This is a genomic window from Streptomyces sp. NPDC052496 (genome assembly GCF_040679095.1).
Lineage (GTDB): Bacteria > Actinomycetota > Actinomycetes > Streptomycetales > Streptomycetaceae > Streptomyces.
Map to the genome: position 1 here is coordinate 1 of NZ_JBFAUH010000038.1, position 12,902 is coordinate 12,902.

9 protein-coding genes are annotated in these 12,902 nt (G+C 74.2%); 7 read left to right on the forward strand and 2 right to left on the reverse strand.

The features are described 5' to 3' along the window. Nucleotides 1–427: 427 nt before the first annotated feature. Together AB0L45_RS35280 and ptsP are read left to right on the forward strand one after the other, a co-directional pair. Nucleotides 428–877, forward strand: coding sequence for a PTS glucose transporter subunit IIA (locus tag AB0L45_RS35280; RefSeq protein WP_365847462.1), 450 nt, complete (start codon nucleotides 428–430; stop codon nucleotides 875–877). Nucleotides 878–954: 77 nt separating this feature from the next. Beyond that, entirely contained in the window at nucleotides 955–2,625 is a 1,671-nt protein-coding gene (ptsP, locus tag AB0L45_RS35285) for a phosphoenolpyruvate--protein phosphotransferase (RefSeq protein ID WP_365847464.1), read from the forward strand. 205 nt (nucleotides 2,626–2,830) lie between these two features. Here the strand turns inward: ptsP and AB0L45_RS35290 are convergent, their stop codons facing one another. Both AB0L45_RS35290 and AB0L45_RS35295 read right to left on the reverse strand, forming a co-directional pair. After that, the gene (locus AB0L45_RS35290) at nucleotides 2,831–3,769 is read right to left on the reverse strand and encodes a hypothetical protein (RefSeq protein ID WP_365847466.1); all 939 of its coding nucleotides are present in this window, start codon (nucleotides 3,767–3,769) and stop codon (nucleotides 2,831–2,833) included. A gap of 128 nt (nucleotides 3,770–3,897) precedes the next feature. Beyond that, the gene (locus AB0L45_RS35295; protein WP_365847468.1) at nucleotides 3,898–5,922 is read right to left on the reverse strand and encodes an acetoacetate--CoA ligase; all 2,025 of its coding nucleotides are present in this window, start codon (nucleotides 5,920–5,922) and stop codon (nucleotides 3,898–3,900) included. Between the two features lie 331 nt (nucleotides 5,923–6,253). On the opposite strand from AB0L45_RS35295, the gene AB0L45_RS35300 reads away from it, so the two are divergent. The 5 genes from AB0L45_RS35300 (at nucleotide 6,254) to AB0L45_RS35320 (ending at nucleotide 12,831) form a co-directional block, all read left to right on the forward strand. Further along, nucleotides 6,254–8,785, forward strand: a complete 2,532-nt coding sequence (locus tag AB0L45_RS35300; protein ID WP_365847470.1) for a TIM-barrel domain-containing protein — start codon at nucleotides 6,254–6,256, stop codon at nucleotides 8,783–8,785. A gap of 90 nt (nucleotides 8,786–8,875) precedes the next feature. Then, nucleotides 8,876–9,880 carry a methyltransferase gene (locus tag AB0L45_RS35305; RefSeq protein WP_365847472.1) on the forward strand — a complete coding sequence of 335 codons (1,005 nt, stop codon included), beginning with the start codon at nucleotides 8,876–8,878 and terminating at the stop codon, nucleotides 9,878–9,880. Nucleotides 9,881–9,959: 79 nt separating this feature from the next. Beyond that, the gene (locus AB0L45_RS35310; protein WP_365847474.1) at nucleotides 9,960–10,808 is read left to right on the forward strand and encodes a M15 family metallopeptidase; all 849 of its coding nucleotides are present in this window, start codon (nucleotides 9,960–9,962) and stop codon (nucleotides 10,806–10,808) included. A 302-nt stretch (nucleotides 10,809–11,110) separates the two neighbouring features. Beyond that, nucleotides 11,111–11,557 (forward strand): zinc ribbon domain-containing protein, encoded by a 447-nt coding sequence (locus tag AB0L45_RS35315; protein WP_365847535.1) that lies wholly within the window; start codon nucleotides 11,111–11,113, stop codon nucleotides 11,555–11,557. Then, nucleotides 11,554–12,831, forward strand: coding sequence for a lipid-transfer protein (locus AB0L45_RS35320; protein ID WP_365847476.1), 1,278 nt, complete (start codon nucleotides 11,554–11,556; stop codon nucleotides 12,829–12,831). Before AB0L45_RS35315 ends, AB0L45_RS35320 begins: the two co-directional genes overlap by 4 nt. Nucleotides 12,832–12,902: the final 71 nt, after the last annotated feature.

Consider the following 12,902-nt stretch of genomic DNA (forward strand, 5'->3'; position numbering starts at 1 on the left):
TCTGGCGTTGACTTTTGGCACGCTGTTGAGTTCTCAAGGAACGGACGCTTCCTTTGTGCCTGTTTCACCAGGCTCTCCGGGCGCTTCCCTTCGGTGTTCCACCACTCTATCAGGCCTTTTCGGTCTTCCTGACCACCGTGTTTTCCGCAGACATGCAGAAACGAGGTCGAAAATCTCGATCAGTTCTGAAGGAGTGCCACCCGCCGTCCGCACCGCGATGTGATCGCGTTCTGTCGGACCGGGGCAGGTGTCAGACAGTACAGGGCCGCGCCGGACGGGGCAAATCGATTCCCCCGGGGCCGCTGCTCCGGGGGCGGTGTCGCGCGTGCGGAACCCTCACTTCTTATGACTTACGCTCTGATCGGCACGCCGTCCAGGACAGGTAGTGACGGCGGCCTGAAAGATCTCCACCCCTGGGAGGACTCCCATGACCACCGTGACGTCCCCGCTTGCTGGACGCGCCATCGGACTCGCGGCCGTGCCCGACCCGGTGTTCTCCGGCGCGATGGTGGGGCCCGGTACCGCCATCGACCCGGTCCGCGAGCCTTCCGAGGCCGTTTCGCCCGTTGACGGTGTCGTCGTCTCGCTGCACCCGCACGCGTTCGTCGTCGTCGACAGCGAGGGCCACGGCGTGCTGACGCACCTCGGCATCGACACCGTGCAGCTGAACGGCGAGGGCTTCGAGCTGCTCGTCAACAAGGGCGACACCGTCACCCGCAACCAGGCCGTCGTGCGCTGGAACCCGGCCGCCGTCGAGCAGGCCGGCAAGTCGCCGGTCTGCCCCGTCGTCGCGCTGGAGGCGACCGCCGACTCCCTCGGCGACGTCGTCGAGGACGGCGAGGTCAAGGCCGGTGAGCAGCTCTTCAGCTGGCAGTAGCCGCGCCGCCGTCCTGACGGCACGTACGACAACCACCGCGGCGGCAGTGACCGCCGCACCAACCGGAGACGGGTGAGATGGAGACAACGCTGCGAGGCGTCGGCGTGAGCCACGGTGTGGCGATCGGCGAGGTGCGGCACATGGGTACGGCGGTCCTGGAGCCGCCGGCCAAGCAGATTCCGGCCGAGGAAGCGGAGCGCGAGCAGGGGCGTGCCCGTAAGGCCGTGGAAGCTGTGGCCGCCGACCTGATCGCGCGGGGCAACCTGGCGGGCGGCGAGGCCCAGGCGGTGCTGGAGGCCCAGGCCATGATGGCCCAGGACCCCGAGCTGATGGCCGACGTCGAGCGGCGCATCGCCGTGGGCAGCACCGCCGAGCGCGGTGTGTACGACGCGTTCGCCGCCTACCGGGCGCTGCTGGCCGGGGCCGGCGAGTACCTGGCCGGGCGGGTCGCCGACCTCGACGACGTGCGGAACCGTATCGTCGCGCGGCTGCTGGGCGTACCGATGCCGGGTGTGCCGGACAGCGACGAGCCGTACGTACTGATCGCGCGGGACCTGGCGCCGGCCGACACGGCGCTGCTGGACCCGACGCTGGTGCTCGGGTTCGTGACCGAGGAGGGTGGGCCGACCAGCCACAGCGCGATCCTCGCGCGGGCGCTGGGCGTGCCGGCCGTGGTCGCACTGCCGGGCGCGGGCGAACTGGTCGAGGGCACCGTCGTCGCCGTCGACGGCAGCACCGGCGAGATCTTCGTGGACCCGAGCGCCGAGAAGCGCGCCGAGCTGGAGCAGGCCGCCCAGGCCCGTAAGGCCGCGCTGGCTGCTTCGACCGGCCCGGGTGCCACGTCGGACGGTCACAAGGTGCCGCTGCTGGCGAACGTCGGCGGCCCCTCGGACGTGCCGGCGGCCGTGGAGGCGGGCGCCGAGGGCGTCGGGCTGTTCCGTACCGAGTTCCTCTTCCTCGACGACAGTGCGAAGGCGCCGTCGCAGGAGAAGCAGGCCGAGGCGTACCGCAAGGTGCTGGAGGCCTTCCCCGAGGGCCGGGTCGTCGTGCGGGTGCTGGACGCGGGCGCGGACAAGCCGCTGGACTTCCTGACGCCGGGCGACGAGCCGAACCCGGCGCTGGGCGTACGGGGTCTGCGGACGCTGCTGGACCACCCCGAGGTGCTCCGCACGCAGCTGGCCGCGCTGGCCCAGGCCGCCGAGGGCCTGCCGGTCTACCTTGAGGTCATGGCGCCGATGGTGGCGGACCGTACCGACGCCAAGGCGTTCGCGGACGCGTGCCGCGAGGCCGGGCTGCAGGCGAAGTTCGGCGCGATGGTGGAGATTCCGTCCGCCGCGCTGCGGGCCCGCTCGATCCTGCAGGAGGTCGAGTTCCTGTCGCTGGGGACCAACGACCTGGCGCAGTACACCTTCGCCGCCGACCGTCAGGTCGGTGCCGTCTCGCGTCTGCAGGACCCGTGGCAGCCGGCGCTGCTCGACCTGGTGGCGCTGTCGGCCGAGTCGGCGAAGGCCGAGGGCAAGAGCTGTGGTGTCTGTGGTGAGGCGGCCTCCGATCCGCTGCTGGCCTGTGTGCTGACGGGGCTGGGCGTGACGAGCCTGTCCATGGGCGCGGCGTCGATTCCTTATGTGCGCGCGACGCTGGCCAAGCACACGCTGGCGCAGTGCGAGCGCGCGGCCGCGGCCGCGCGGGCCGCGGACACCGCCGAGGACGCGCGCGCTGCCGCGCAGGCGGTGCTCTCCGGGGAGTGATTCCCGGCGGACCCGGCCGGGAGTGACCGGCCGGGCCCGCCGAGCGGACAGCACGATGCTGGTACGGACGGCCGTCCCGCCCTTGTGGCGGGGCGGCCGTCCGGCGTTTGCCGCGCGGTCCCCGTCGGGTGTTCGCCCCAGGACTCCCGTCGGGTGTTCACCCCTGGGGCGCCCGTCGAGCGCTCGCTCCAGGGCGGCCGCCGGGTCAGGGCCGGCGGTGCTCGTGCCCGTCCGTCGGCGGCGGATCGGGCAGGGCGAGGCCCGCCTGGTGGTCGACGCCCGGCTCGGGCGGGACGGGCTCCCCCGTGTCGGCGTCGGTGCAGTAGGCCGTGAAGACTTCCGCGGCGCTGAGCGGGTGCAGCCAGGCGTTCCGCAGGACCCAGCCGCGGACCGTGTCGCGCCCGGCGGTCTCGGCCGTACGCGACACGATGCCGCCGGGGCTGCGCAGGGCGACACCGGCGGCGAGGACCGTGCAGAAGACGAGGGTGGCGGCCTCGTCCAGCTCCAGCCGCCCCTCGTCGCGGGAGTCGGCGTGCAGCACGGCGAGGAGCGGGGCGCCGCTCGCCGGGACGCTGCACACCAGGTGGTGGTTGCCGTCGCCGAGGGTGTCCAGCAGGCCGGTGACTGCCCGGGAGGCGCGGGCGAAGGCGGCCCGCGCGAGATCCTCGCCGCAGTCAGCGCAGGCTCCTACGCGGGCGAGGAGTGCCGTGGCGCGGTCCCAGGTCGCCTGGCGCTCCGCCTCGTCGATGAGGACGGGCAGCAGCCGGGACAGGGATTCGCCCGTATACGGCAGGGTGGCGCCGGTGCAGGCCAGCTCGGCCGTGTAGCGGGAGCGGCTGTCGGGGCGGTCGGGGTCCAGGCCGGCGTCCGTACAGAACGTCTCGTACGCGACGGGGTCGAAGAGGGCGACGGTGGTGTGGATGCCCTGGGCGGTCAGTGAGCGCAGCAGGGTCTCCAACTGCTGGAGGTAGGCGGTGTGGTCGTCGAACGGAAAGGTGCGGTAGCGGCGCATGGCCGCGAAATCCTGGGCGTCCGCCAGGACGGCGGCGGTGCTCGGGATCTCGCGGCGCAGCATGCGGCGTGCGGCGGCGGGCCCGCTCGGCGCGGTGCGGGTCTGTGCGGTGCGTCGGGACGGTGCGGTCATGACTCCCCCTCGGTCGGTGTGTGCTGCTCGCTCCACGAGCCTCACTGGTGACTGAGAGTAATCGGAGGGTCTGACAACGGCCGCCCGCGACGGCTCACACGGCCGCCTCGGACCGCCGTCCCGCGCCGTTACCCGGCGCGCTCGGCCGCGGCGCGCTCGGCCGCGATCCGCTCGTAGAACCGCAGCAGTTCGAGGTTGTCGACCGAGCCGGGGTTGACGGCCTTCTCCAGCGGCGTGCCCTGGAGGAGGCGCTTGACCGGGACCTCGATCCGCTTGCCGGTGAGGGTGTGCGGTACGCCGGGCGCCTCGATGATCTCGTCGGGGACGTGGCGCGGGGAGCACTGCGTGCGGATGGTCCGTTTGATGCGGTCGCGCAGGGCGTCGTCGAGTGCGGCGCCGGGGGCGAGGTGGACGAAGAGCGGCATCCAGTAGCCGCCGTCGGGCAGTTCGAGGCCGATGACGAGGGATTCCCGGATCTCGGGGAGGCGTTCGACAGCCTCGTAGATGTCCGCGGAGCCCATCCGTACGCCCTGGCGGTTGAGGGTGGAGTCGGAGCGGCCGTGGATGACGACGGTGCCGCGCGCGGTGCGGGTGATCCAGTCGCCGTGCCGCCAGACGCCGGGGTAGGTGTCGAAGTAGCTGTCGTGGTAGCGGCTGCCGTCGGGGTCGTTCCAGAAGCGGATGGGCATGGACGGCATGGGGTTGGTGACGACGAGTTCGCCGACCTCGTCGGTCAGCGGCTTGCCCTGGGGATCCCACGCCTGGAGGTCGGTGCCCAGGCAGGGGGCCTGGAGTTCGCCGATGTGGACGGGCAGGGTCGGCGCGGCGCCGGCGAAGCAGCTGCAGACGTCGGTGCCGCCGCTGACGGAGGCGATCCACAGGTCGGCGGCGACCTCGTCGTGCAGCCAGCGGAAGCCGTCGGGCGGCAGTGGCGAGCCGGTGGTCGCGACGCACTTGACGGTGGACAGGTCGAGGTCGCGTCCGGGCTGCACGCCGGCCTTGCGGCAGGCCATCACGTACGCGGCGGAGGTGCCGAAGAGGGTGGTGCGGGTGCGTTCGGCGATCCGCCACTGGGCGGCGGTGTCCGGGTGGCCCGGGCTGCCGTCGTAGAGCACGATCGTGGCGCCCACGAGGAGGCCGGCGACGAGGAAGTTCCACATCATCCAGCCGGTGGAGGTGTACCAGAAGAAGCGGTCGTCGGGGCCGAGGTCGCAGTGCAGGCCGGTCTGCTTGAGGTGTTCGAGGAGGATGCCGCCCTGGGACTGGACGATGGCCTTGGGCAGGCCGGTCGTGCCGGAGGAGTACAGGACCCACAGGGGGTGGTCGAACGGAACCTGTTCGAAGACCGGTTCGGTCGCGGAGGAGATCAGGTCGGACCACTCCAGGGCGCCTTCGGGGGCGGCGGTTCCGAGGAGGGGGATGTGGACGACGGCCCGGAGGGTGGGCAGTTCGCGGCGGAGTTCGGCGACGGTGTCGCGCCGGTCGTGTTCCTTGCCGCCGTAGCGGTATCCGTCGACCGTGAACAGGACGACCGGCTCGACCTGCTGGAAGCGGTCCAGGACGCTGCGGGCGCCGAAGTCGGGGGCGCAGGAGGTCCAGACGGCGCCGACGGCTGCGCTGGCCAGGAGGGCGACGACGGCCTGCGGGATGTTGGGGACGTAGCCGCTGACGCGGTCGCCGGGGCGGACGCCGAGGCGGCGCAGTTCGGCGGCCAGGGAGCCGACCCGGGCGCGCAGCTGGGCCCAGGTGACGGTGGCGGGGTCGTGGGTCTCGTCCACGTACAGCAGGGCGGGCGCGTCGGCGCGGGCCGGGTCCTCGGCGGCGCGCAGCGCGTGTTCCGCGTAGTTGAGGGTGGCGCCGGGGAACCAGCGGGCGCCGGGCATGGCGGGGTCGGCGAGGACCGTTTCGTACGGCGTGCTGAAGCGGACGTCGAACCAGGCGGCGACGGCCTGCCAGAAACGAGACAGTTCGGTCACGGACCAGTGGTGGAGCGCGGCGTAGTCCGCCACCGGGTCACCGGTGGTGCGCGCGGGAGCCCCGTGGTGGGTGGCCGCCCAGTCGTGGAACCGGGTGAGCTGGGCGCCGGCGATGCGGTCCGGGCCGGGCTGCCACAGGGGTTCCGGCTGCGGGACGGACTGCGGTGCGGTGGTCATGATCGGCTCCCGGCTGTACGCGGCGTTGCGTGGACGCGGTGTGGGCGTGCGGTACGCGGTTGCGTGGTCCCCGTACGGCCGGGGGATCACCCCGGGCGCAGCGCGGGGGCGCGTGCGTGTGACACGGCTGGGCAGGACGATGCCACGTGATCGACTTGTGCGCCAGGGTCGACCGCACATTCGGGGCGGGCGGAGGCCGGGAAGCGGCCCGGCACCCGGGGCCACGGTGCGGCCGCCACCGGTGTGCCACGTGTGTGGTCCTGGTTCTTCCCAGGTGAACGGCGGCTGAACGGCGCCCCCGCCGCGCGCCGTCGATGGCAGGCTGAGCAGCATGGACGGGCGTGATCAAGAGCGGTCGGTGCGGTGGCCGCGGTGGGACGGGGCGGCCGGTGCGGTCCGGGCCGTCAGAGCACTCGGGTCGGTGCGCGGGCTGCGGACGTGGCGGTGGGCGTGGCGGCGGCGCCGTGCGGACGCGCTGGGGCTGCCGCGGGGCGGGCGGGAGCGGGCGCGGGTGCCGGGGGCGGCGGTGCGGGCGGAGCCGCAGCCGGGTGGCGGGGTGGTGCATTTCGCGCGCTCGTCGCTGCGGGTGCGGGTGGCGTCGGGCGGCGCGGTGTTCTGCGGCTGGGACGGCGCGGCGCCGGAGCCGTCGTACGCGCTGGCCGGGGCGTGTCCGGAGCCGGACGCGCGGGCGGTGCTGGAGCCCGGCACGGAGGGCGGCTGGCGGGTGGTGTCGGAGCGGGTGACGGTGACGGTGTCCCGGCTCGGTGCGGTGGAGGTGCGGACACCGGGTGGGGTGGTGCTGCGGCGGGAGCTGCCGCCGCGGTGGTGGGACCGGGTGCCCGGGGACGAGGACGGTGCGCCTCGGTACGGGGGCGGCGCGCCCGGAGACGGGGAGGGTGCCGAAGACCGGGGCGGCGCGCCCGAAGACACAGGAGGGGCCGCCGAAGACCGGGCCGGCGCGCCCGGTGAGCGGGCCGGCGACTCGCGGTGGGTGCAGCGTTCCGAGGTGGCGGCCGACGCGCGGTTCTTCGGGCTGGGTGGCCGGTCGGCCGGGCCTCGGCTGCGCGCGGGCACGTACCGGCTGTGGAACACCGATCCGGGCGGCGCGTTCGTGCCGGGCGACGACCCGTTGTCCGTCACGATGCCGGTGCAGCTCGTGGTGGCGGACGCCGGTACGCACCTGGTCTTCCACGACAACTCGTGGGACGGCACGGTGACGCTGCGCGAGGGCGCCGAGGGCGCGGGTTCCGGGCACGACCGGCCGGGCTGCTCCGAACTGCGCATGGACGGCGGGCCGTTGCGGTACTGGGTCCTGGTCGGTACGCCCGCCCGGGTGCTGCTCGGCTGGACGGCGCTGACCGGGGCGCCGGCGCTGCCGCCCCGCTGGGCGCTGGGCCCGCAGCACGCCCGGTGGGGTTTCGGCAGCCAGGCGGAGGTGCGGCGGGTCGTCTCCGGCTATCAGGAGCGCGGGCTGCCGCTGTCCGCCGTCCACCTGGACATCGACCATTACGACGGTCACCGCGTCTTCACCGTCGACCGCACGGCCTTCCCCGACCTGCCCGGGCTGGCGCGCGAGTTGCGCGCGGAGGGGGTGCGGCTGGTGTCGATCGTCGATCCGGGGGTGAAGGCCGAGCCGGGCAACGCGGTGTACGAGGGCGGGGCCGCGGCGGACGCGTACGTACGGGACGCGCGCGGCCGGGAGATACGCGGGGTGGTGTGGCCGGGCGAGGCGGTGTTCCCGGACTTCACGGACGCGCGGGTGCGCAAGTGGTGGGGCGGGCTGTACGCGGAGCGGCTGGCGCAGGGTTTCTCCGGGGTGTGGCACGACATGAACGAACCGGTGTCGTTCGCGGCGTTCGGCGACCCGTCGCTGCCGCGTTCGGCGCGGCACGCGCTGGAGGGCCGCGGCGGCGACCACCGGGAGGCGCACAACGTGTACGGGCTGGCGATGGCGCGCGCCGGGTACGACGGGCTGCTGGAGCTCCGGCCCGCGGAGCGTCCCTTCCTGTTCTCCCGCTCCGGGTGGGCGGGCATGCAGCGGTACGGGGGGACGTGGTCGGGTGACGTGGCGACCGGGTGGCCGGGCCTGCGGGCCTCGTTGTCGCTGGTGCTGGGCATGGGGCTGTGCGGCGTGCCGTACAGCGGCCCGGATGTGGGCGGGTTCTCCGGGGTGCCGTCGCCGGAGCTGTATCTGCGCTGGTTCCAGACAGCCGCGTACCTGCCGCTGTTCCGTACGCACTCGGCGAAGTACGCGGGCCGGCGGGAGCCGTGGGAGTACGGGCCCGAGGTGCTGGAGCACGCCCGGGCGGCGCTGCTGGAGCGGGCCCGCCTGCTGCCGTACTTCGTGACGCTCGCGCAGTTGGCGCGCCTGTCCGGGGCGCCGTACGTGCGCCCCGTCTGGTGGAACACCCCGCGTGACCGGAAGCTGCGCGACTGTGAGGACGCCTTCCTCCTGGGTGACGCGCTGCTGGTGGCGCCCGTCCTGGGCCCCGGGGTGACGCGGCGGGCGGTACGGCTGCCGCGCGGGCGCTGGTACGACACGGCGGACGGGCGGGCGTACGACGGACCGGGCCAGGTGCTGATCGACGCGCCGCTGTCGCGGATCCCGGTGCTGGCACGGGCCGGTGCGGTGCTGCCGGTGGCGGCCGCGGACGGCACGACGGAACTGGAGGTGTGGGCTCCGAAGGACGGCCGGACCGGCGGCGGTCTGGTGGTACCGGACGCGGGTGACGGGTGGCAGCGCCCGGCGGTCGAGCGCTTCACGACGCGGCTGGTGGACGGGCGGGTGGTCGTCGAGCGGCAAGGGGGCGGCGAGGTCGGGTACCGGGTGCGGGTGCGCGGGCTGCCGGACGACGGCGTATAGGCGGATGGCTGCGGATTGCGTAGGTTGGTCCGTTCGTACAGCGGCAGCAGCAACGGCAGCGGAACTCGGCGTGCGGAGAGGACGGACACGATGGCTGACGGTGACGGGGCGGGGATCTGGGCGATCGCGGACCTGGTGACGCCGATGGCGGTCCGGACCGTGGCGACGCTGCGGGTGGCCGACCACCTCGCGGGCGGGGTGCGGACCGCGCGGGAACTGGCCGCCGTCACGGGGGCGGACGCCGACGTGCTGGAGCGGGTGCTGCGGCACCTGGTGACGGTGGGGGTGTTCAGCCGTGACGCGGAAGGCCGCTACGGGCTGCTGCCGCGCGGCGAGGAGCTGCGCGACGGCCATCCCTCCGGCGCGCGGCGGTTGCTGGACGTGGAGAGTGCCATCGGCCGGGCCGACCTGGCGTTCGTGGCGCTCCCCCACTCCGTACGGACGGGAGAGGCGGCGTTCCCGCGGCAGTTCGGGCAGACCTTCTGGGCGGACCTGGGGGCGTCGCCGGAGCGGACCGCCGATTACGACGCGCAGATGGGCGTCGACGTCACACGGTGGGCCGAGGCCGTCGTGCCCGCCTTCGACTGGGGCTCGCTGGAGCGGATCGTGGACGTCGGCGGGGGCAGCGGCACGTTCCTCGCGGCGCTGCTCGCCGCGTATCCCGGGCTGCGGGGCACGGTGCTGGACCAGCCGGAGACCGCGCGGGCGGCGCGCGCCACGCTCGCGGCGGCCGGACTGGCCGACCGTGCGGACGCGGTGGCGGGCGACTTCTTCGAGGCGCTGCCTGCCGGGGCGGACGGGTACGTCCTCTGTGCGGTCCTGCACGACTGGGACGACGACGCGGCGAGGGCGATCCTGCGCCGGTGTGCCGAGGCGGCGGGCAGCCGGGGCCGGGTGCTGGTCATCGAGCGGGTCGGCGCGGACGGCGAGTCGGTGCACACGGGCATGGATCTGCGGGTGCTGGTGTACTTCGGGGCGCGGGAGCGTGGCGTGACGGAGCTGACGGCCCTGGCGGGCGGGGCCGGGCTGCGGGTGGCGGGGGTGCACCGGGCGGGCGGCCTGGCGGTGGTGGAGATGGTGGCCGCGGGCTCGTAGCTCCTGTCGCGCGCCCGGTCCCCCGGCCGCCGGCGCCGGGCTCTTACGCGTGGCGCGGTACCGGTGATAGACGGGTGGCATGCCGAGACTCGCTGCCGCGCTGCGCGGCCTCGCTGTGGCCGCCGCCGCCCTTGTCCTGACCACCGCTGCCGCGCCGCCGGGAGAGGCCGCCGGACCGCGGCCTTCCGGCGGCACCGTCACCCGTACGCCGGCGACCGCGACGGCCCCCGGGGAGTTCGTCGCGCTGCGCGACGTGGATCCGACGATCCGCCAGGAGATGCGTTACTTCACGCCGCACAACTTCATGGGCGTACCGGTCACCGGCTACCGGCAGCCGCTCTGCGTCCTGACCCGGGACGCGGCGCGGGCGCTGCACCGGGCCCAGCTCTCCTTCCTGCGGCGCGGCTACACGCTCAAGGTCTACGACTGCTACCGGCCGCAGCGCGCCGTGAACCACTTCGTGGACTGGGCGAAGGACCTGGGCGACCAGCGGATGAAGGGCGAGTTCTATCCACGGATCGACAAGTCGACCCTCTTCCGTGACGGCTACATCGCCGAGAAGTCGGGCCACAGCCGGGGCAGCACCGTCGATCTGACGCTGGTACGGCTGCCGGGCCTGCCCACCCGGCCGTACGTCCCCGGGGAGCCCCTGGCGAAGTGTTACGCGCCGAAGGCGGAACGCTTTCCCGACAACTCGCTCGACATGGGCACCGGTTTCGACTGCTTCGACACGCTCGCGCACACCCTCGATCCGCGGGTGCAGGGCGGGCAGCGGGCGAACCGGCTGCTGCTCAAGGAGGGGCTGGAGCGTGCCGGGTTCCGCAACTACGACAAGGAGTGGTGGCACTACACCTTCACGCCGGAGACGTTCCCGGACACGTACTTCGATTTTCCGGTGTCGCGGCGGGCGCTGCACGGGAGGCGCTGAGCGGCGGGCACCGGACGTCCGGCGCTAGCGGCCGGCGCTGAGCGGCCGCGGCCGGGGCGCGGAACCACCCCCGTGGATCCCGCGCCCCGGCCCTGCCTTGGTGGACGCCGTGCGGCCGTATCCGGTTCAGCCGGTTTCGCGGGGAACGGCATGATCCTTTCGGCGGGGTGCGGTGCGGGCGCGCCGTGCGGGGTTCCGCCGGGCGGTTCTCGCGTGCCAGACTCCTGACGGGCCGTCAGGTAGCGGCCCCGGCGTGTCCGTTGCGGGTTCCGGGAGGGGTCGTGGCACGTACGCGTAAGCCGGTGGTGCCGGGGTGGTTCACCGACGCGGGGGACGGGGCGGACTTCCGGCTGCTGGGGACTCGGTGCGGTGCCTGCGGAGCCGTCTTCTTCCCGCGCGAGGACTTCTTCTGCCGGGATCCCGGCTGTGCCGGGACCGAGCCGGCCGAGGTGCCGCTGTCGGCGCGCGGCACGGTGTGGTCGTACACGGACGGGCGCTACCGGCCGCCGCCGCCCTACGTCTCGGACCCCGCGGTGCCGTGGCAGCCGCGCACCCTGGTCGCGGTGGAGCTGGCGGCGGAGCGGATGGTGGTGCTGGGGCAGGCCGCGCCGGGGGTGACCGCCGCCGATCTGCGGGTGGGGGCGGCCGTCGAGCTGGTGCCCGGGGTGCTGAGTGAGGACGCGGAGACCGTGTGGACGACGTGGTGGTGGCGACCGTGCGGACACGACGGGAACGGGGGACGGCCGTGACCGGTGACATCGCTGTGCTGGGGGCGGGGATGCACGCCTGGGGGAAGTGGGGGCGGCGCTTCGTCGAGTACGGGACGGTGGCGGCGCGGGCGGCGCTGGCCGACGCCGGGCTGGCATGGGGCGATGTCGCGTCGGTGGTCGGTGCGGGCACCGTGCGCGGCGGATATCCGGGGTACGTGGCGGGCGCGACGTTCGCGCGGGCGCTGGGCTGGCAGGGGGCGCGGGTGACGAGCGTGTACGCGGCCTGCGCCTCCGGGGCGCAGGCCATCGCGAGCGCGCGGGCGCAGATCCTGGCGGGGCTGGCCGAGGTGGTGCTGGTGGTGGGCGCTGACGCCGCGCCGAAAGGGTTCTTCGCCCCGGCGGGCGGTGACCGGCCCGACGATCCGGACTGGCTGCGCTTCCGGCTGCTGGGCGCGACCAACCCGGCCTACTTCGGGCTGTACGCGCGGCGCCGGATGGCCGTGTACGGGGACACGGCCGAGGACTTCGCGCAGGTCAAGGTGAAGAACGCGGCGGCCGGCGCGCTCAATCCGTACGCGCGGTACCGCACACCGGTGACGGCCGCGGAGGTCGCCGCGTCGCCCGTGGTCGCCGATCCGCTGCGGCTGCTGGACATCTGCGCGACGTCGGACGGCGCGGCGGCGCTGGTCCTGTGCGGTCTGGAGTACGCGCGTCGGCGGGGCGTGCCGGATCCCGTCCGTATCCGGGCCGTCTCCACGGGGACGCCCCGGTACCCCCGTACGGAACTGGACCTGCCAGACATCGCGACGGACTCGGCGGGCACCCCCGGCCCCTCAGGCGCACCGGACGCTCCGGCCGTACCGGAAACACCAGAAGTACCGGAATCACCAGGCGCACCGGAGCCACCGGCCGTACCGCACCCGCCGACCGCCTTCCGGCCCTCCCTCGCCGCCGCCGCTTACGAGGAGGCGGGGCTCGGGCCGGACGAGCTGTCGCTGGCGGAGGTGTACGACCTGTCCACCGCGCTGGAGCTCCAGTGGTACGAGGACCTCGGCCTGTGCGCCGAGGGCGGGGGCGCGAAGCTGCTGCGTGACGGGACGACGGCGCTGGGCGGGCGGTTGCCGGTGAACCCGAGCGGCGGTCTGGCGTCGTTCGGGGAGGCGGTGCCCGCGCAGGCGATCGCGCAGGTCTGCGAGCTGACGTGGCAGCTGCGCGGGCAGGCCGGGGCACGGCAGGTGCCGGGTGCCCGGGCCGGGATCAGCGCGAACCAGGGGCTGTTCGGGCACGGCTCGGCGGTGGTCGCGGTGCGGTGAGGCGCGCCGGAAGCGCTTTCGCGGGCGTCCGTTCGAGTGCGCCGTAAGGGTGCGTGAACAGTGCGTGAATG

Coding starts and splice junctions, on each gene's coding strand:
- AB0L45_RS35290 (WP_365847466.1), bottom strand. CDS start 3,769: ATGACCGCACCGTCCCGACGCACCGCACAGACCCGCACCGCGCCGAGC.
- AB0L45_RS35310 (WP_365847474.1), top strand. CDS start 9,960: ATGCCGAGACTCGCTGCCGCGCTGCGCGGCCTCGCTGTGGCCGCCGCC.
- AB0L45_RS35295 (WP_365847468.1), bottom strand. CDS start 5,922: ATGACCACCGCACCGCAGTCCGTCCCGCAGCCGGAACCCCTGTGGCAG.
- AB0L45_RS35300 (WP_365847470.1), top strand. CDS start 6,254: ATGGACGGGCGTGATCAAGAGCGGTCGGTGCGGTGGCCGCGGTGGGAC.
- ptsP (WP_365847464.1), top strand. CDS start 955: ATGGAGACAACGCTGCGAGGCGTCGGCGTGAGCCACGGTGTGGCGATC.
- AB0L45_RS35280 (WP_365847462.1), top strand. CDS start 428: ATGACCACCGTGACGTCCCCGCTTGCTGGACGCGCCATCGGACTCGCG.
- AB0L45_RS35305 (WP_365847472.1), top strand. CDS start 8,876: ATGGCTGACGGTGACGGGGCGGGGATCTGGGCGATCGCGGACCTGGTG.